This is a genomic window from Streptococcus mitis, from assembly GCF_003942765.1.
Taxonomy (GTDB): domain Bacteria; phylum Bacillota; class Bacilli; order Lactobacillales; family Streptococcaceae; genus Streptococcus; species Streptococcus mitis_BE.
Genome location: NZ_RJNW01000001.1, coordinates 360474 through 379783 on the forward strand (window position 1 = coordinate 360474; position 19310 = coordinate 379783).

The 19310-nt window shown below is 40.8% G+C and carries 20 protein-coding genes; 4 read left to right on the forward strand and 16 right to left on the reverse strand.

Annotation, left to right across the window (positions count from 1 at the left end; all coding sequences use genetic code 11):
* Nucleotides 1-148: 148 nt before the first annotated feature.
* From D8849_RS01840 to D8849_RS01860, 5 genes are all read right to left on the reverse strand, one after another.
* Nucleotides 149-1228: a carbamoyl phosphate synthase small subunit gene (locus D8849_RS01840; RefSeq protein ID WP_000166853.1), complete on the reverse strand. Its 1080-nt coding sequence runs from the start codon at nucleotides 1226-1228 to the stop codon at nucleotides 149-151.
* 49 nt (nucleotides 1229-1277) lie between these two features.
* Complete coding sequence (locus D8849_RS01845) at nucleotides 1278-2201, reverse strand: aspartate carbamoyltransferase catalytic subunit (RefSeq protein ID WP_125386007.1); 924 nt, start codon at nucleotides 2199-2201, stop codon at nucleotides 1278-1280.
* Nucleotides 2202-2219: 18 nt separating this feature from the next.
* On the reverse strand, nucleotides 2220-2741 hold the full coding sequence (pyrR, locus tag D8849_RS01850; RefSeq protein ID WP_125386008.1) for a bifunctional pyr operon transcriptional regulator/uracil phosphoribosyltransferase PyrR: 522 nt from the start codon (nucleotides 2739-2741) through the stop codon (nucleotides 2220-2222).
* A 210-nt stretch (nucleotides 2742-2951) separates the two neighbouring features.
* Complete coding sequence (gene nth, locus D8849_RS01855; RefSeq protein WP_115904738.1) at nucleotides 2952-3581, reverse strand: endonuclease III; 630 nt, start codon at nucleotides 3579-3581, stop codon at nucleotides 2952-2954.
* On the reverse strand, nucleotides 3581-4123 hold the full coding sequence (locus D8849_RS01860) for a YceD family protein (protein ID WP_125386009.1): 543 nt from the start codon (nucleotides 4121-4123) through the stop codon (nucleotides 3581-3583). The genes nth and D8849_RS01860 overlap by 1 nt, the downstream gene beginning before the upstream one ends.
* Nucleotides 4124-4292: 169 nt before the next feature.
* Between D8849_RS01860 and D8849_RS01865 the strand changes: the two genes are divergently transcribed.
* Together D8849_RS01865 and D8849_RS01870 are read left to right on the forward strand one after the other, a co-directional pair.
* A complete protein-coding gene (locus tag D8849_RS01865) occupies nucleotides 4293-4622 on the forward strand; it encodes a helicase BlpT (protein ID WP_070842747.1) in 330 nt (109 codons plus the stop codon).
* Nucleotides 4623-4960: 338 nt separating this feature from the next.
* The gene (locus tag D8849_RS01870; protein WP_125386010.1) at nucleotides 4961-6520 is read left to right on the forward strand and encodes an ATP-binding cassette domain-containing protein; all 1560 of its coding nucleotides are present in this window, start codon (nucleotides 4961-4963) and stop codon (nucleotides 6518-6520) included.
* Nucleotides 6521-6671: 151 nt separating this feature from the next.
* On the opposite strand, the gene htpX is transcribed toward D8849_RS01870, so the two are convergent.
* Together htpX and D8849_RS01880 are read right to left on the reverse strand one after the other, a co-directional pair.
* Nucleotides 6672-7571, reverse strand: a complete 900-nt coding sequence (htpX, locus tag D8849_RS01875) for a zinc metalloprotease HtpX (RefSeq protein WP_125386011.1) — start codon at nucleotides 7569-7571, stop codon at nucleotides 6672-6674.
* Nucleotide 7572: 1 nt separating this feature from the next.
* A complete protein-coding gene (locus D8849_RS01880; protein WP_000219846.1) occupies nucleotides 7573-8133 on the reverse strand; it encodes a LemA family protein in 561 nt (186 codons plus the stop codon).
* 93 nt (nucleotides 8134-8226) lie between these two features.
* Between D8849_RS01880 and rsmG the strand changes: the two genes are divergently transcribed.
* Both rsmG and D8849_RS01890 read left to right on the forward strand, forming a co-directional pair.
* Nucleotides 8227-8940: a 16S rRNA (guanine(527)-N(7))-methyltransferase RsmG gene (rsmG, locus tag D8849_RS01885; protein ID WP_125386012.1), complete on the forward strand. Its 714-nt coding sequence runs from the start codon at nucleotides 8227-8229 to the stop codon at nucleotides 8938-8940.
* A gap of 252 nt (nucleotides 8941-9192) precedes the next feature.
* Nucleotides 9193-10476, forward strand: a complete 1284-nt coding sequence (locus D8849_RS01890) for a uracil-xanthine permease family protein (protein ID WP_004239507.1) — start codon at nucleotides 9193-9195, stop codon at nucleotides 10474-10476.
* A 52-nt stretch (nucleotides 10477-10528) separates the two neighbouring features.
* On the opposite strand, the gene D8849_RS01895 is transcribed toward D8849_RS01890, so the two are convergent.
* The 9 genes from D8849_RS01895 to thiI form a co-directional block, all read right to left on the reverse strand.
* Entirely contained in the window at nucleotides 10529-11287 is a 759-nt protein-coding gene (locus tag D8849_RS01895; protein ID WP_125386013.1) for a CPBP family intramembrane glutamic endopeptidase, read from the reverse strand.
* Between the two features lie 153 nt (nucleotides 11288-11440).
* Complete coding sequence (locus D8849_RS01900; RefSeq protein WP_125386014.1) at nucleotides 11441-12337, reverse strand: DMT family transporter; 897 nt, start codon at nucleotides 12335-12337, stop codon at nucleotides 11441-11443.
* A gap of 8 nt (nucleotides 12338-12345) precedes the next feature.
* Nucleotides 12346-13281 carry a serine hydrolase domain-containing protein gene (locus D8849_RS01905; protein ID WP_125386015.1) on the reverse strand — a complete coding sequence of 312 codons (936 nt, stop codon included), beginning with the start codon at nucleotides 13279-13281 and terminating at the stop codon, nucleotides 12346-12348.
* Nucleotides 13278-14003 carry a CppA N-terminal domain-containing protein gene (locus D8849_RS01910; protein WP_125386016.1) on the reverse strand — a complete coding sequence of 242 codons (726 nt, stop codon included), beginning with the start codon at nucleotides 14001-14003 and terminating at the stop codon, nucleotides 13278-13280. Before D8849_RS01910 ends, D8849_RS01905 begins: the two co-directional genes overlap by 4 nt.
* Before the next feature lie 124 nt (nucleotides 14004-14127).
* Complete coding sequence (gene gla / locus D8849_RS01915; RefSeq protein ID WP_125386017.1) at nucleotides 14128-15033, reverse strand: aquaglyceroporin Gla; 906 nt, start codon at nucleotides 15031-15033, stop codon at nucleotides 14128-14130.
* 159 nt (nucleotides 15034-15192) lie between these two features.
* The gene (locus D8849_RS01920) at nucleotides 15193-16359 is read right to left on the reverse strand and encodes an ATP-grasp domain-containing protein (protein WP_125386018.1); all 1167 of its coding nucleotides are present in this window, start codon (nucleotides 16357-16359) and stop codon (nucleotides 15193-15195) included.
* Between the two features lie 12 nt (nucleotides 16360-16371).
* Nucleotides 16372-17112 (reverse strand): esterase family protein, encoded by a 741-nt coding sequence (locus D8849_RS01925; RefSeq protein ID WP_125386019.1) that lies wholly within the window; start codon nucleotides 17110-17112, stop codon nucleotides 16372-16374.
* Between the two features lie 20 nt (nucleotides 17113-17132).
* The gene (locus D8849_RS01930; RefSeq protein ID WP_033685208.1) at nucleotides 17133-17957 is read right to left on the reverse strand and encodes an alpha/beta hydrolase; all 825 of its coding nucleotides are present in this window, start codon (nucleotides 17955-17957) and stop codon (nucleotides 17133-17135) included.
* A 136-nt stretch (nucleotides 17958-18093) separates the two neighbouring features.
* Complete coding sequence (gene thiI, locus D8849_RS01935; protein ID WP_125386020.1) at nucleotides 18094-19308, reverse strand: tRNA uracil 4-sulfurtransferase ThiI; 1215 nt, start codon at nucleotides 19306-19308, stop codon at nucleotides 18094-18096.
* Between the last annotated feature and the right edge of the window lie 2 nt (nucleotides 19309-19310).

Sequence of the window (19310 nt, forward strand, 5' to 3'; positions counted from 1 at the left end):
ACATTAAATAAGATACAAAGGACGAATAGAAAGCGATTGAATTTTAGGAAACCAAGGAAGGATTGACAATCCAAATTGGTTTCTCTAAATTCCGAGCTTTCCGTCCATGTTCAGTTACATAAATTATCCGACGAGCTTTTACTCGTTCTTAGTTTGATTGTTTAAAAGCTTCCATCATCTCGATAAACTCGTCAAATAGGTAGCTAGCGTCGTGTGGACCAGGGGCTGCGTCTGGGTGGTATTGAACAGAGAAAGCAGGTTGGTATCTGTGGCGCACACCTTCCACTGACTTGTCATTGATTTCTTCGTGGGTAATGATCAAGTGCTCTGGCAAATCCTCACGGCTAACTGCATAACCATGGTTTTGACTTGTAAAATCCACACGGCCTGTTGCAATTTCACGTACCGCATGGTTGAATCCACGGTGACCAAACTTCATCTTGTAGGTCTTAGCCCCATTTGCCATAGCAAAGAGTTGGTGCCCCATACAAATACCAAAAATTGGAATTTTTCCTTGTACACCGCGAATCATGTCTAGTGCTTGGGGAACATCTTCTGGGTTTCCTGGACCGTTTGACAACATAACTCCGTCAGGATTGAGATGGAGAATTTCTTCTGCCGTTGTCGAATAAGGAACAACCGTCACGTTACAATTACGCTTAGAAAGTTCACGTAGAATTGAGTGCTTGAGACCAAAGTCCACTAACACCACGCTCAAGCCAACTCCTGGAGCTGGATAGGATGTTTTAGTAGAAACCTGTTTGATATTGTCAGTCGGCAAGACTGTTGCTTGGAGCTGGTCCGTCACATGGTCCATACTGTCCCCAACATGGGTCAAGGTTGCACGCATCGTACCATGCTTACGGATAATCTTGGTAAGAGCACGTGTATCAATTCCTGAAATACCTGGAATTTTCTTGGCTTTCAAAAATTCATCCAAGGTCATTTGGTTGCGCCAGTTGCTTGCTCTACGTGCTTCTTCAAAAACAACGACTCCCTTACAAGTTGGAATAATGGATTCGTAATCATCACGGTTAATTCCATAATTTCCTACCAAAGGATAAGTAAAGGTCAAGATTTGTCCATTATAAGACTGGTCTGTAATGGATTCTTGGTAGCCGGTCATCCCTGTATTAAAGACAATTTCGCCTGTTACATCAATATCTGCTCCGAAGGCCTTGCCTTCAAAAACTGTGCCATCTTCTAATACTAGAAGTCTTTTTGTCATATTTTCACCTCTCGTGGACGCTCACTGGCGTCTTTTAACGTCTTGTGTTTTAGTTGGCGTGTCTACTCGCCAGTACGGATTCTAAGATTGCCATTCGAACAAAGACACCATTGGTCATTTGTTGGACAATCCGTGATTTTGGTGCTTCAACCAAGTGGTCTGCGATTTCTACATCACGATTGACTGGAGCTGGGTGCATGAGGATTGCTGTTTCTTTTAAGCGTTCGTAACGTTCTTGAGTCAAGCCATGTTGGGCATGGTAGTCTTCTTTTGAAAAGACAGCTCCACTATCATGGCGTTCATGTTGCACACGGAGAAACATCATGACATCCACCTGATCAATGATTTCATCAATAGTTACAAACTGTCCATAGTCTGCAAACTCTTGACTTCTCCATTCCTCAGGTCCAGCAAAGTAAAGTTCAGCTCCCAAGCGTTTCAAAATCTGCATATTGGATTTAGCAACGCGTGAGTGGTCCAAGTCACCTGCAATAGCAACCTTAAGACCCTCAAAGTGACCAAATTCCTCATAAATAGTCATCAAATCAAGCAAGCTCTGGCTAGGGTGTTGGCCCGAACCATCTCCACCATTGATGATGGAAGTCGTAATCGTTGGACTTGCAATTAACTCTCTGTAGTAGTCAACCTCAGGGTGGCGAATCACACAGACATCCACTCCTAAAGCAGACAGAGTCAAAATGGTATCATAAAGTGTCTCACCCTTATTGACTGAACTAGTCTTCACATCAAATTCAAGTCGCTCCAATCCCAGTTTAATCTCTGCAACTTCAAAGGACTTATGCGTCCGTGTAGAATCCTCAAAGAAAAGATTGGAAACAATCGGATGGTCTTCATAAGGAAGCTGAGCTCCGTTTTTAAACTCAATTCCTCGCTTGATCAATTTCATCACTTGATCGACAGTGAGGTCTTCCATGGACACCACATGGTTCAATGCTTGTTGATTTTCTGACATGGCTACTCCTTTAGCTTTCTAAGCTTCTTCAGTAATCAGAACTCTGTCTTGGCCATCAAGTTCTGCCATCTCTACGATGATTTCTTCAGAACGACTAGTTGGGATATTTTTTCCAACGTAATCTGGGCGGATTGGCAATTCTCTATGTCCACGATCGACTAGAACTGCTAAACTCACGCGCGCAGGACGACCATGACCGACAATATTATCAATAGCAGCACGGATAGTACGGCCTGTATAAAGCACATCGTCCACCAAGATAACTTCACGGTCTGTCACATCAACAGAAACAAAAGAAGTATCTTCTCCACTTTTAACATCATCACGGAAAGGTTTAGTATCCAATTCTACAACCGGAACTGAAAGATTTTCTAATTGCTCCAAACGTTCTTGGATTCGGTGGGCGATAAAGACACCGCGAGTTTTAATACCAGCCAAGACGATTTTATTCAAATCTTTGTTGCGTTCGATAATCTCATAAGTAATACGCGTAATCGCTCGTTTGACGGTCAATTCGTCTACAACTTCTTTTGCCTTCATGACAAACCTCCAAAAAGAAAAGTCTCCTTAAACAAGGAGACTTGAAATGTATAGCCAAGCGAGCCCTACTGCAAACAGTATAGACTTCACCCTTCTACTTTATCGCGCTCCTTGCCTGCCTCACGGGACAGGTTTAAAGGAATATTTAGTTATCAATTACTATAGCACAAAGCATGCTTAAAATCAAGCAAAAACTTTTGATGAGCCATCTTATAAATTGCTAAAATCATATAACTGTGGGTACTGGTCACACTCTGGATTTTTAGGATGGCAAATGGCTCTTCCAAAATAAATCATGGCCTGATGAGCTGCCAACCACTGCTCCGGTGGCAAGATATCCATGACCCGCTTTTCCACCTCAAGCGGTGTCGCCGATTTTTTGACAATATCATGATGCTTGCAGATACGCTCAACATGGGTGTCCACTGCAAAGGCTGGAATCCCAAAGCCCACGCTCATGACGACATTTGCTGTTTTGCGACCAACACCTGCTAGGCTTTCTAATTCCTCGCGTGTTTGAGGGACTTGACCATCAAAATCTTCTAGTAACTGTTGGGCACATTTTTTAAGGAATTTAGCCTTATTTCGATACAGTCCTAGGCGAGAAATGTGTGAGGCAATTTCACTTTCTGTTGCAACAGACATAGCTTGTGGCGTTGGAAAGGCAGCAAAGAGACCCGGTGTGGCCTTATTTACCGCTGCATCCGTTGTCTGGGCTGATAACATGACCGCAACCAAGAGTTCAAAATGATTGGTAAAATCAAGACTGGGCTTGGCATCTGGAAAAAGAGCAATGATTTCTTCTAGCACCTTTCGTGCGCGTTTTTTTGACAAGACCATTATTCGTCTCCATCAAATAGTCCTTGTAGGCCAGCAAAAGGACTGTTTTCTTCTTTCTTAACCGCTTGTTGGGCTTGGTATTCTTCTTCTGTCATGATTTGCCAGTCATTTCCTGACACAAATCCTTGACCAGCCTCTTCTTCAGCCGTCAAGACCTTGATAGGAATGTTTAGTAGGATATTGTCTGACACGCTCTCAGCAAGATCAAGTTCTCCATTTTCGATAGGTAGGACCAAATCATCATCTAAAACTTCTTGATCTAGCAGATTAGTTGCCCCTTCCATGAAAACTTCCGTTACTGGATAAGATTCAACTAACTCAACTGGCTCCATACTGCGACTTGAAGCAAGAACAATGGTATAAGATAATTGATAATCTAAGAAATACATACGATCTTCGTATTGAACCTTCCCAACTGCAAGGATATCTTTTACATCTAAAATTTCTTGATTACGTGCACGCAGGTCTGCGGCTAGGTCTAACGTTTGTTCAAAATGCAAGCCTTCAGACTGCTTACGAATTTCTTGAATATTTAATTTCATACTTCCTCCATAAAGATTTACTCTCTTGATTATACCATGAAAAGCCTACAAATCAGCACAGCAAACTTTATAATTAAAATTCGATTTTTTTAACATATTTACTATGACATTTTTGTTTTTTAGTGCTATACTATAGGCAATAATACATCAGAGCAAGGAGGATGCTAACATGGAAGACAAAGAACTCATTACTAATGCAACCCAACTCCTATCCGAGTTAAAAAAAAGTTTCCAAAGCTGCAAACAGGGTAGGGCAGATGATATTCGACTGCAAGAGCTACTAAATACTACTCTGCAAGAGCTCAAAAAAGCGGAAAAGTTGGACAACAGTATCTTAATAGATCTTGAGAAATTTTACCAACGTACCAGTCTTCTGATTGGTCTTGGTAGCCTAAAACTAAACGATCAAGCACGCTGCGCTTGGCGAAACTACGACAAATTCCATTACGAGCATATCAAACACGTACTAACTCTTTATGGACCTGTTTTCGGATTTTAGAGCATAGAATTTCCATTTTTCTGTTGACAAAATTTCCTTAAAGGTATAGGATAAAGATACTAATACTCGGAGGTAAGGGAGACATGAACAACTAAGTCTATCAAGTAAAGAAACTTTATTTAGTAGATCTTGTTTTTGTCTCTTTTTGTGTGCTCTTTTTGTACTAGATCTTCTGGTACTTTATCCTCTTTGAAAATCAAAAAACTAGAAAGCTAACCATCTGCTCCTCTTGGGTTGGATAGGGGTAGACAAGCCTAGTTTGACAGGATTTTCGACATGGATAATAGCGTTTCTGACAGTGACTTTGGGCTCTACTAGATAAAGTAGAGCTTTTTGTTATGCACTATGGACATTCTAGAAAGGACAATTATATGATAAAAATCAATCACCTGACCATCACACAAAACAAAGATCTACGAGATCTTGTATCTGATCTAAGCATGACCATCCAAGACGGGGAAAAGGTTGCTATTATTGGCGAAGAAGGAAATGGCAAATCGACCTTGCTGCGAGCTTTAATGGGAGAAGCATTGCCTGATTTCACTATCAGGGGTGACATTCAATCTGATTATCAATCACTAGCTTACATTCATCAAAAACTCCCCGAGGACCTGAAAAAGAAAACTTTACACGACTACTTCTTTTTAGATACTATTGATTTAGATTACAGTGTCCTCTATCGTTTAGCTGAGGAATTGCATTTTGATAGCGATCGTTTCGCTAGCAACCAAGAGATTGGCAGTCTATCAGGGGGCGAAGCTTTGAAAATTCAGCTCATCCATGAGTTAGCCAAACCCTTTGAGATTCTATTTTTAGATGAACCTTCAAATGACCTAGACCTTGAAACAGTTGATTGGCTAAAAGGTCAGATTCGCAAGATTAGGCAAACTGTTATTTTCATTTCCCATGATGAAGACTTTCTGTCTCAAACGGCTGATACTATTGTCCACTTGCGACTGGTAAAACACCGTAAAGAAGCGGAAACGCTAGTAGAGCATTTAGATTATGATCGTTATAGTGAGCAAAGAAAGGCTAATTTTGCCAGACAAAGCCAGCAAGCTGCTAACGACCAAAGAGCCTATGATAAAACCATGGAAAAACATCGGCGAGTCAAGCAAAATGTAGAAACTGCGCTTCGAGCTACTAAAGATAGTACTGCCGGTCGCCTATTGGCTAAAAAGATGAAAAATGTGCTCTCTCAAGAAAAACGCATTGAAAAGACAGCCCAGTTCATGACCCAAAAACCACTTGAAGAAGAACAAATCCAACTTTTCTTTTCAGACATACAACCATTACCGGCTTCTAAAGTCTTAATCCAACTGGAAAAAGAAAATTTGTCCATCGGAGACCGAATTTTGGCTCAGGAACTACAACTAACTGTCTATGGCCAAGAAAAAATCGGTATTATCGGGCCAAATGGTATTGGAAAATCAACTCTGTTAGCCAAATTAAAGCAACTTCTTAATGATAAAAGAGAGATTTCACTTGGTTTTATGCCACAAGATTACCACAAAAAACTGCAATTGGATTTATCCCCAATCTCCTATCTCAGCAAAACTGGAGAAAAAGAGGAACTACAGAAAATCCAATCTCACTTAGCCAGTCTCAATTTCAGTTATCCAGAAATGCAACATCAAATTCGCTCCTTATCTGGCGGGCAACAGGGAAAACTCCTGCTTTTGGATTTAGTCTTGCGCAAACCAAACTTTCTCCTTCTGGATGAACCCACACGAAACTTTTCTCCCACTTCTCAACCTCACATCAGGAAACTCTTTGCAACCTATCCTGGTGGTCTCATCACTGTTTCGCATGACCGTCGTTTCTTAAAAGAGGTCTGTTCGACTATCTATCGCTTGACAGAACACGGTTTGGAGGTAGTTAATTTAGAAGATTTATAAATTTTCAACATAGCAGATAGGTGGGGCAAAAACACAATTTTAGGAGAAGAGAAAGTAAATCTTCCCATAATAAAACGCATAATATCAAGTTTTTTGCACACCTGATATTATGCGTTTTTCAGATTTTAAAGGCTTTTTCCCAGCCTTCATTTTACATATGTTTTAAACGTTCAATCCGTTCTGAGATAGGTGGGTGGGTATAAAAGAGTTTTTGGAACCCTCCCCCTTTCTTAGGATCATTGATATAAAGTGCACTGCTGGCATCATCTACAGAACGACTCATTGGTTTACTATTATCCAACTTACGTAGAGCATTAATCATCCCTTGAGGATTTCGGGTCAACTCGACACTGGAAGCATCAGCTAGAAATTCCCTCTGACGAGAAATAGCTAGTTGCACCAAGGTTGCAGCGAGAGGTGCCAGCACAATAGCTAGTAGGGAAACCACTAGCATAATGATTTCTAAGCCATTTCCATCTCGGTTATCGTCACTTCGTCTGCGACCTGCGCCACCCCACCACATCATACGACCTGCCATGCTAGAAAGCATGGTGATAGCACTAGCAAGGGCAACAGCAATAGTCGAAATGCGGATATCGTAATTACGAATATGACTGACTTCATGTCCCATAACTGCTTCTAGTTCTTCACGATTCATGATAGATAGGAGACCTGACGTCGCAGCAACCGCCGCATTTTGAGGGTTAGAACCTGTCGCAAAGGCATTTAAGGCTGGATCATCAATGATGAAAACACGTGGCATAGGAATCTGAGCGACCATAGCCATATCTTCCACTACATGGTAAAGATCTGGTGCAGTTTGCTCATCAACCTCGCGCGCTCCATTCATGGACATGACAATCTCTGTGGATTGAAAAATCATGGACATGGCATAGATAAAGCCGATAATCAGTGCGATAACCAAGCCACCAAGCCCAGACCGCATAAAGAGGTAACCAACCGCATAGCCAATAAGAGCTAAGAGTAGGAAAAATACCAGCAACAAAATCCACGTTTTTCGTTTATTGCTTGCAATTTGATCAAACAACATCTTAGTCACCTAAACCGCTAAAATCAACCTTAGGAACTGCCTTTTCCTCTTCTGGTGTTTGAAGGAAATCTGCTGCTTTAAATCCAAACATTCCAGCGATAATATTGCTTGGGAAAGTTTCTAATTTTACATTGTAGTTGCTGACAACACTGTTGTAGAGTTGACGAGAGTAAGAAATTTTATTTTCTGTGTTTGTCAACTCCTCTTGCAATTTAACAAAGTTAGCACTAGCTTTCAAATCTGGATAGCTTTCTGCAACTGCAAAAATACCTGAAACCTGACGAGTGAGGGCATCACTAGCTTTCATAGCTTCTGCTGGTGAAGTCGCTGCCGCCACTTGGTTACGTAGTTCTGCCACCTTTTCAAGGGTAGAACCTTCATATTTGGCATAACCTTTTACAGTCTCAATCAAGTTTGGCAAGAGGTCATTTCGACGTTTCAACTGAACATCAATTTGGCTCCAAGCCTCCTTTGTTTGCATACGATTCTTAACCAAACCGTTATAGCTAACAATCACAAAAATAACAACAAGAGCCAAAACTCCAAGAATAATCCAAGTCATTATATAAGTCCTTTCTACTTTTAGATTAGTACCAGTATATCAAATTTTTAATGATTGTGGTAAAATAAGATGATAATAAAGAAGGAAATAACTATGAAACCAGAAACATTTTACAACCTGCTTGCCGAGCAAAATCTTCCACTTTCGGACCAGCAAAAAAAACAATTTGATCGCTATTTTGAGCTCCTGGTCGAGTGGAATGAAAAGATTAATTTGACGGCTATTACAGATAAGGAAGAAGTCTATCTGAAACACTTTTACGATTCTATTGCACCCATTCTGCAAGGCTTAATTTCAAATGAAACTATCAAACTGCTTGATATTGGAGCCGGGGCAGGATTTCCTAGTCTACCGATGAAAATTCTCTATCCTCAGTTAGATGTGACCATCATTGATTCACTCAATAAGCGCATCAACTTCCTCCAACTTTTGGCTCAAGAGCTAGATTTGAGCGGTGTTCATTTCTACCACGGTCGTGCAGAAGATTTTGCCCAAGATAAAAACTTTCGTGCCCAGTTTGATTTGGTAACTGCCCGTGCTGTAGCTCGTATGCAGATTTTATCAGAATTAACCATTCCCTACCTTAAAGTTGGTGGCAAGCTATTGGCACTCAAGGCCAGCAATGCGCCTGAGGAATTGTTAGAAGCTAAGAATGCCCTCAATCTCCTCTTCAGTAAGGTCGAAGACAATCTCAGCTACGCCCTACCTAATGGAGATCCGCGTTACATCACTGTGGTAGAAAAGAAAAAAGAAACACCAAATAAATTTCCACGTAAGGCTGGCATGCCCAATAAACGCCCACTTTAATTTTTTAGTAAAAAAATATTTACAAAGTCAGCCTCGCTCTTTTATTTTTAGGCTCGGGAAAAAATGATTTACAAAATCATTTTTTTCTGCTATACTATCCTAAGCAAAGGTTTTTAATGTCATCCCGTGAGGTGACGAAGACGCAGAAATACTTGAAACTCTTTAAAGTCTAGATTTTAGAGAAGTCTTACTCTGAGGGCCTATTGCTGTAAAATAATGGGCTCTTTTTTGATGCCCAAAAGTGAGGTTTATATGAAACAAGAATCAACTGTTGATTTGTTACTAGACGTTGACCAACGTCCTTCGGCTGGAAAAGGAATTCTCCTTAGCTTCCAACACGTTTTCGCCATGTTTGGTGCGACCATCTTGGTACCCTTGATTTTGGGAATGCCTGTATCTGTTGCCCTTTTTGCTTCAGGTGTAGGAACACTCATCTACATGATCGCAACTGGTTTTAGAGTTCCAGTTTATCTAGGATCATCATTCGCCTTTATCACAGCTATGTCCCTAGCTATGAAGGAACTAGGAGGGGATGTATCAGCTGCACAAACAGGGGTTATCCTTACAGGTTTTATCTATGTCCTTGTGGCTGCAAGTGTTCGTTTTGCGGGTACAAAATGGATTGATAAGCTCTTGCCACCAATCATCATCGGACCTATGATCATCGTTATCGGTCTTGGACTTGCAGGTTCAGCTGTTACCAATGCTGGTCTTGTAGCAGACGGGAATTGGAAAAATGCTCTTGTAGCCGTTGTTACTTTCTTGATTGCTGCCTTTATCAATACAAAGGGAAAAGGCTTCCTACGAATCATTCCATTCCTCTTTGCCATTATCGGTGGTTACCTCTTCGCACTAACACTTGGCTTGGTTGACTTTACACCAGTCCTTAAAGCTAACTGGTTTGAAATTCCTGGTTTCTACTTGCCATTTAGTACTGGTGGTGCCTTTAAAGAATACAATCTTTACTTTGGTCCTGAAACTATCGCTATCTTGCCAATCGCTATCGTAACAATTTCTGAACATATCGGAGACCATACTGTTTTGGGTCAAATCTGTGGCCGTCAATTCTTGAAAGAACCAGGTCTTCATCGTACTCTTCTTGGTGACGGTATCGCAACTTCTGTTTCTGCCTTCCTTGGTGGACCAGCCAATACAACTTACGGAGAAAATACAGGGGTTATCGGTATGACTCGTATCGCTTCTGTCTCAGTTATCCGTAACGCTGCCTTTATCGCGATTGCCCTTAGCTTCCTTGGTAAATTCACTGCCTTGATTTCAACCATTCCAAATGCTGTACTTGGTGGTATGTCAATCCTTCTCTATGGAGTTATCGCCAGCAACGGTTTGAAAGTCTTGATCAAAGAACGTGTTGATTTCGCTCAAATGCGTAACCTAATCATCGCAAGTGCTATGTTGGTACTTGGACTTGGAGGAGCTATCCTTAAACTTGGTCCAGTTACCCTTTCAGGTACTGCCCTATCAGCCATGACAGGAATCATCTTGAACTTAATCTTGCCATACGAAAATAAAGACTAAACGTCTTGACACAAAAAGTCCGCTCAGACAACTGAGTGGACTTTTCTAATTTTTAAGTCCCCCAAGCAACCAATAGATAGATCAGGCTAGAACCAAACATATCTGCTAAAGCATGCATGAGAAAGAATGGAAGGAGATTTTTAATTTTATATTTGTATAAGAAATAATAGAATAAGCCATAAACTACACCGGTTACCAAAGCCCATACTAATCCTTGATAGGTGTGGAAGGAAATACGAATAATAGTGGAATAAAGCAAAACCAACCACTTGTATTTTTCCTTCACTGAAGTTAACAAACCTAGAAAGAAAAACTCTTCATAAAATCCATTTAGCAAGGCATAGGCAATCGCTATCGGGCTGAGAGCTAAGAACTTCCCTATTATTTGCGTGAAATCTATATAGGCAAAAAGGTCTGGATTAAAGTAATTATATTTACCAGTGAGAGTTGTAACCAAGTCTCCAAACAATCCCACTAAAGCAAATATAAATGGAACCCAAAAGATAATGGACCAATTCCAGTGAATAGGAAGCTGTTTAAAATCATAATTTCGAATCAAAAGATAGAGTAAGGTCACAGCCAGTAATATAGTTTGCAGGGTAAAATTACTAAAATAAGCAGCACCTTCGCTTGCAGCCTGTCTAACTGTCCCTTCTGTACTTGATGCACCCGTTGGAAACGTATTTGCTAAAAATAGCTCGGTTGAACGAATTATAAACTGACCAAACATTATGATCGTAATAATCACAATGTCAAACCATCTCAAGTATTTTAGAGGTTTAGATGGATGTATTTTTTTTAAAATATTCATATCTTCTCCAGGTATTCTATACTCATATAAATATTTTAAGAAAAAAGGCTTAAACTTTTATAAAATTTCATTAATTCATTTAGATTCAAAAGCTTTTATTAGTAAAAACAACCCCTCTTTGAGAGTGGTTATCATCTACTTTCATTTTTTTGTTTATTTCTCTAACAATAAATCCTTCAACGAAATCAAAGTGACTGCAATTAAAATCATTGCCATACCAAGAAAATCAATGGGATAAAACTGTTCATTCATAATTAGGAAGGCAAAGAAAACCGCCGAGATTGACTCAATTGAAGCCAACAAACTTGACTTAACCGGTCCAATCAAACTGGCTCCCTTTAAGAAGGCTGTATAGGCAAAGACAGTCCCGATAAGAATAATGCCCGCAAAAGCGAGGAGAAAATCAAGACTAGTTGGGATAGCAGTCTGTAGAACTCCTGTAAAAGGAAGGGCGACCAAACCTGCTATGACCATTCCCACACCAATGACCAAGCTGCTCCCCCACTTCTTAATCAAGGCTATGGGCAAAATGATATAAAGTGCGTAAGTCAGAGCAGAAAAGAGACCCCAGAACAGGCCTGCAGGTGTCATGGATAACTGGTCCAACTGCCCATGAGTTGCGATCAGGAAGGTCCCTCCAATGGCTAATATGATAGAAACAATCTCTCCCAGTGTCGGCGCCACCTTATCCTTGATACAGCTATAAATCAAAATCCCGACAGGACAAACATACTGAAGCACTGTCGCGGTACCTGCATTGGTCTCCTGAATAGCAGTTAGATAGGCAAATTGATTGAGGAAGAGGCCAATCAGAGCAAAAATAAGAAGAGACAACAAACTCTTTCTATCCTTTAAAAAGGCCAGCATTTTCTCCTTTGCAGTAACATAAGCCAAGAGCATGAGAATTCCACCAGCGATTAAAAGACGCAAGTTGGTCAAAACCAGAGCCGAAATTCCGTGCGCCATCAGGTATTGGCCACTCGTTCCTGACAAGCCCCAAGCAATCCCAGCCACAACTGTTAATAGAATCCCTTTTAAACTGTTTGACATGTCTCTCCTTACTCTTCTTTGCGAATCAAGTCCATCACTTGATTGCGGTCTAATATCCATTGAGACCGCTCATCCTTTTCATAGGTACGATTCGATAGGAAAATAGCCGCTTCTTGCTTCTGGCGATTCCACATGATAAAGGTACCTGTATAGCCCGTATGGTCTAGCCAATCTCCTTCCAAATTCCATGCCAAAGAACGTTCCTTGTCATCCAAAGGAGAAAAATTTTGACTCAAATCTCTTGCAAAATCATCTGCTAAATAGTGTTCTAAAAAGATTTGTAAATCCTTTACAGTCGAAAACAAACCAGCACTACCAGCATGTCTGCCTAGGAGGCGAGCCTTGGGATCATGTACCAGACCTGCCTCGACACCTCTAACGGTTGGAACAGCAAGCTTAACAGACCCAAACTGGGTTTCCATCATTCCCCAAGGTTCCCAGACTTGCTCCTGTAAAATCACATCCAAGTCTTGATTAAAGATTCTTTCCAAGATAAAACCTAACAGCAAAAAATGGACATCCGAATAAAGAAAGGCTGGCTGATTTCGTCTATTGAGATGAAACATCGCTTCCTTTAATTCTGAATCTGTTAAAAGATCACGATTGGGAATAAACGGATCAAGGTCTGTTGCGTGAGTCAAGAGCTGGCGAATAGTGATATCTGGATAATCACTTTCAGCTAAAAAATCTGTTACCGGTCTATCAATATCTAATTTGCCTTTTTCCCACAAGAAGGTAAAAACGGTACCAACTCCAACAACCTTGCTGACACTGGCTAGGTCGTAAACTAGTCCTGCCTCTGTCTGCAAGCCATGCTCTGGGTCACTCTGGCCTAAATAGAACTCCGTCCATTGATTGTCCTTAAAATATGCAAAAGAGGCTCCGGGATAGATCCCTGCCTCGATTTGGTCTTCTATTTTTTTAATAATCTTGGTCCACTTCATACTTCTTCAAACCACAATTCAACATTATTTCTATCTTTACCAAGGAAGAATTTTTCAGACTTAGGAATAAAATATTCGGTAGACTCAAATTTCTTGCGAAGACTTGCTATATCTAGTTCATTGACCAGGAACTTGAGCATAGATAAGTCCCAAGTAACCGAATTGTCCACAGTCAAATCCTGCCCCTCAGCTGGGATAAAACCAAGTGATGTCCCAACTTCAGATGATTCCAAGTAACTTTCGATATCAGTTGGGAGATGTAATTCCATAGAAATCTCAAATTTACTTAAAGAAATTGATTCCAAATCTGTTTGAAATTCAGGTTTTTCTCCTACTTCTACTAGACTTTCTCTATCATCTTCCGCATGAATCAAAACCAAATCATCTTCTGGAGAGTAAATTTCAAAAGCGTAGCCATTTTGACCTTTATATAAGCGATGAATCGAATCTGTTTTAGATAAGATTCCTTCAATTTCTAAGGGATTTTCCACCTTGACAATTAATCTAGCTAATTTTTTTCTTCCCTGCACCTTACGAGTACGCATACTTGGAGCTTCTTCTAAAACCAGCTTTTCTAGACCTGTTTGATCACCTAGTGACAGAAAGGCTGACTCTTCTAACAAGGCCTTCATACCAAGGGTCTCTATATAAAATGTTTCATTTAATTTTCTATTATTTACTTTTAAAGTAGGAATAATCCGTACAATCTGATTTACATTCATAAACTCCTCCAACTCTTTTATTTTAAAGGATTTTAGAATTTTTTACAAGATATTATGCTCAAATTTACCGATTTTTCGTAAAAATTTCATCTAAAAAACCGAGGATTGCCCCGGTTTCAATTTCTTATAGGTAAAGGAATTTGAAGATAGCTACTGCCGCAATTGCTGCTGCGATCGGTGCTACTACTGGTACCCAAGAGTACCACCATTTTGAATCACCTTTGTGCTCACCAAGAACTGATTTTGGAAGGAAAGCATGAAGGAGACGTGGTCCCAAGTCACGGGCTGGGTTCAAGGCAGGTCCTGTAGGGCCACCAAGTGATGTTACCAAGGCCATAACAAGGAATCCAAGTGCCAAGTGAGCAATTCCAAGACCAGATGTCATAAATGGTGCTACTTGTTCTTTAGCTTGGTCAAGTGCTGCTGTTACTTGCTCTTGAGGAATTGTTTGACCTTGAGTAGTTGCTTGAGCAACTTGAGCATTGATAGCTGCTTGTGCTTTTGATACTAGTTCAGCACCAAAGAAGTTTTTAGTCATTCCAAGAGCTGCAAAGAAAAGAACAAATGAACCAACAAACTCGTTTACAAAACCGTTAACAGTTGCTGCGAAACGTGCTTCTTTTGTACCATTATCCAAACTTGAAATGGTTGAGAAAGTACCCAAAATGTTGTTTGGATTTTCAGTTTTCAAGTAATATGGGCGGTGTGTTGCCACAACCAAGGCTTGACCAAAGATAGCACCCAAAACTTGTGCGATGATATAAGGCGCAACTTGTGCCCAAGGGAAGAGACCGCTGATCGCAAGTCCAAGAGTGAAGGCTGGGTTAATGTGGTTACCTGATACGTTACCAAACATCAAGGCTGGGATCATAACCCCCATACCATAACCAACAGCGATAACGATCCAGCCACTTTGGTGACCTTTCGTACCTTTAAGTTCAACGTTGGCAACTGCACCATTTCCAAGAATGATCAAAATAGCAGTGGCCAAAAATTCAGTGGCATATTTAATTGCCCATGTGAAATCCATTTGATAGATTCTCCTTAAAATTTTTTAGACAATCTTTATTCTATCAATTTTTATATCTTTTAGCAACAGGTTTTCTAAAAGAATATATGGGAAAGCGGTTTTATTTCTCTTATTGAAACAAAAGGATTAAGGAGGTGCATTTCCTTAATCCGAGAGTTCTTATTCTTGACGTTGTCCGAAATCAGCAATCATCTGCTCCATTTCTTGTCGACTCGGAGTTGTCAACATATAAAGGTAATCCCCTTGAAGTTCCGCAAAGGCTGCAGGCATGATTTTTTTAACCTTGAACTGATGGCTGTATTTGGCAAGCAAGTCCTCCTCAGAATAGACATAGTGAACATTCGCACGACGGGATGTAGCTAAACAATATTGAGCTTCAAAGTCCGACGCTGGGAACTCTTCGCCTGCTACAATAGCTGCATATCCACGATAGAGGTCCAAGGAATGGGCAAAGTTATAAACATCAATGGTAAAACCACCTGCAGGGCGGTTATTGTACTCAATGGCGATGTAATCATCCCCTTCACGGAAGAACTCGATATGGAAGAACCGTTCTTTCATACCAAATTCTTTGACAATTGCCTCACCATATTTACGTAATTTAGGATCCATATCCTTGAGAACGTAATAAGAATTGTCCATCTTGTAAATCATGAGATCAAGCGGTGTATAGGCGTAATCAAAAGTTGTTGAAAAGACAATCTTACCATCCTTGTCCACTAGACCATCAAAGGTGCAAATTTCGCTGGAAGTGACAAATTTTTCAAAGAAATAAATAGTTGAATGGTCCCACTCTTGCTTGAAGTGATTGATATCGTCTTCTGTTTCAAGCTTAAAGGTCGCGGCTGCTCCCACTCCATTGTCAGGTTTGGCAATCATTGGAAGGCCGATTTCATTCACAGCTTGATCCACATCTGCTTCCGTCTTGATAACAGCTCCAGGTACCACTGGGACACCTGCTTTTTTGAAGAGTTTCTTCATTTCAGACTTAAATTTCGTCTTTTTGAGATCCTCTGGTTTGGCACCAAAGACATTGAATTGTTCTCTGAGTGTTGCATCCAGCTCAAGCCAGTATTCATTATGAGACTCGATACGGTCAATTGGACCATGTTTATAAAAGAGAAAAGCAACAGCGCGCTTGACTTCGTCTATGTTCTCAAGATTATCAACGCGGAAATACTCAGTCAGGCTATTGCGCAAGGGATCATCCAGTTGCTCGTAGGGCTCTTGACCAATTCCCAAGACGGTAATGCCTTTATTGGCTAGCTCAATGGTAAACTGTTGAAAGTTTTGTGGATAATAGGGAGAAATAACAAGGTAACTCATAGGTAACTCCTTTTATAGATACAGGTGTCCAAGAAAATAGGGCATTTGTTTGCGCCACCATTCCCAGTCGTGGGCGACATCGTGTCCCCATTCAGCAAACCAGGCTGGAATTTGTTTCTGGTCAAAGGCTTCTTTAAGCTTGTAGAAAGATGGTAGACCGTCTTGTTCCCAGGCTCCAAGACCCGTACACAGCACAATCTCTGCCTGACGGTAACGGTCAATAAACCAGCCGTCATTCTGATTCCAGATATAATCTACTGGCGAGTTTTGATAAATAGCATCGTCATTGTAGTAATCGCCAACAAAGAAACGTGCGTCGTAAACACCACTAAGAGCAATCACCTTGGTAAAGACATCTGGATGTTGGAGAAAAAAGTTGACTGCATGGTAGGCGCCCATCGAGCAACCTGTCGTCATCATACCATCAAACCAACCTGTCTTATACTTGATAAAAGGAATGGCCTCATCAATCACATAGCGCTCGTAGGCACGGTGCATCTCTGCTTGGTCGTGACCATTTTTCCAAGTTGCCAACCAGCTCTCACTGTCAACACTGGATAGGGTAAAGAACTGGACACGGCCTTCCTCGATAAAAGAAGCACAGGCATCAATCATGCCGAAATCATAGTATTCGTTGTGACTACCACCTGATGAAGCAAAAACCACAACTGGAATCCCAGCGTGTCCATAACGATTAAGGTACATTTCACGATTAAGATTGCCACTCCAATGGCTAAGATGTTCAATATGCATTGGCTTTCTCCTTTTCTAACTTACCATTTCTCTGCAAAAAATCTCAGACAGTCTGGTAAATTCTCCGACCAAGGGATTTCACTATGGATGGCACCAGACTGAACTTTCAAGACAAGATTATCTAAGTGTACCCCACCTGCTATCAAATCATGGTAATAGCGAAGAGACGAATCGATATAGGCTTGTTTGATATTACCAGCCATCAGGGTCTTGTCCGTATCATCTGCTTCTTCTGTTCCAACATAGATAAAGATACGCTGGTCAGGCGATAGTTTCTTGCGCTCGATATAGCGATTAAAAGCTTCTTGATGGAGCCAGTTAGCAGATGAAAAGACCCCTAGACAACCAATCTGGTCTTGATATTCCAAACCGATAAACTGGGTAATATTGCCTCCTAGTGAAGACCCAATCATAGCCGTATGCTGGCGGTCAGCTTTAGTACGGTAGGTCTCATCGATAAATGGCTTGACCACCTCCATAACAAACTCGGCATACTCCACGCCCTTACCGCCAAATTGCTGTCCTGGGATAGGAGATTCTTGGAACTTCCAAGCCGCATACTCATTCATCCGCCCCATACCATCATTGTCAATGGCGACGACAATCATGCGACTGATATCAGGATTACGCTTAATAGCTGGGATAATCTTCCATGAATGACCAATGAAAGACTCCTTGCTATAAAAAACATTTTGCCCGTCATGAAAGTAAACAACGGGATAGGAACGATCCGTGTCTTTCTCATAATCTTTAGGCAGAAGAACACGTACACGACGTTCCTTACCTGTATAAGGAACCTTGAGTTTATGTTCTTTCATTTTTAAATAAAAGTAGGATTGATTCATTGTCAGAAAACTCTCTATATTCAAAATTTTATTTTATTATATCACAATTATAGAAAAAAAGTTAGTTTTGCTTCCACTTTTGGAATTAAAAACTAACTTTTTCATCTATTTTTCTAAATTCTTTTGGATTTTCTGATTAGAGAAGATTGTCAATCAAGTCATCGACTTCATCTTTTTCAGCCTGCGGTGTAATCTCAGTAATCATGATTCCAGCCACTGCTCGCTCTACTAATCCTTCAACATCCATACGAGCTTCATACTGCTCCGCATTCTTAATCTTAGGATTTGTTTTCGGACGATCTGGCGCAAAAATCGTACAGCAGTCTTCAAACGGTTGGATTGAAATGTCAAAGGTATCGATTTCCTGGGCGATGTCAATGATTTCCAACTTATCCATTGTCACAACTGGACGGATGATGGGAGTGTTGGTAACTGCATTGATAGCCTGCATGCTCTCCAAGGTTTGGCTGGCTACTTGACCTAGGCTTTCTCCATTGATGATAACTAAACCATTTCGTACCTCACGAATACGATCTGTAATACGCATCATAAAGCGACGAGTTAGAGTCATCAAGTAAGCTTCTGGCGCTTTAGCCTTGATTTCTTCTTGAATCTCTGTAAAAGGCACTTCGATAAACTGGATATTTCCCCCAAACTTGGTTAATTTACGGGTCAAATCTTGGGCTTTCTTGAGAGCGCCTGGACTAGTATAAGGTGGGCTGGCAAAGTGAACGGCCTCAATATCTACCCCACGCTTAAGAGCAAGATAACCTGCTACAGGTGAGTCAATCCCTCCTGACAACATGAGCATCCCTTTACCTGAAGTTCCAACTGGCAAACCACCAGCCCCACGAATAGTTTCAAAAGAAAGATAGGCTGCTTCTTCACGGATTTCCACCTGAAGATTGATGTCAGGACTTTTCATTTGAGCTTGCACATTTGGAATGGCTTCGAATACAGCTCCTCCAAGTGTTTGATTGAGTTCACGACTATCCAACTCAAAGTTGTGGTCGCTACGCTTGCTAGAAATTTTAAAGGTCATGCCATCCTTGTAGATGTCCTGCATAATCTCTTGGACAGCAGACTTCAGAACTTCTACAGATTTTTCAACCTTATAAACAGGGGAAAAGTTTTGAATTCCAAAAACTTGTTTGAGTGATTCTGCTACTGCTGTGTAATCTGCTCCATTGAGGTAAGCGTGGGCACGGTCACGATCTGCTGTTACCTTAACTTGGGGATAGATAGACAAAACGTCTGAAATATTATTGCGAAGTTTATTGATGAAACGCATACGGTTTTTGCCCTTGGTTGACAGCTCACCGTAGCGAATCATAATTTCTGAATACTGCATGA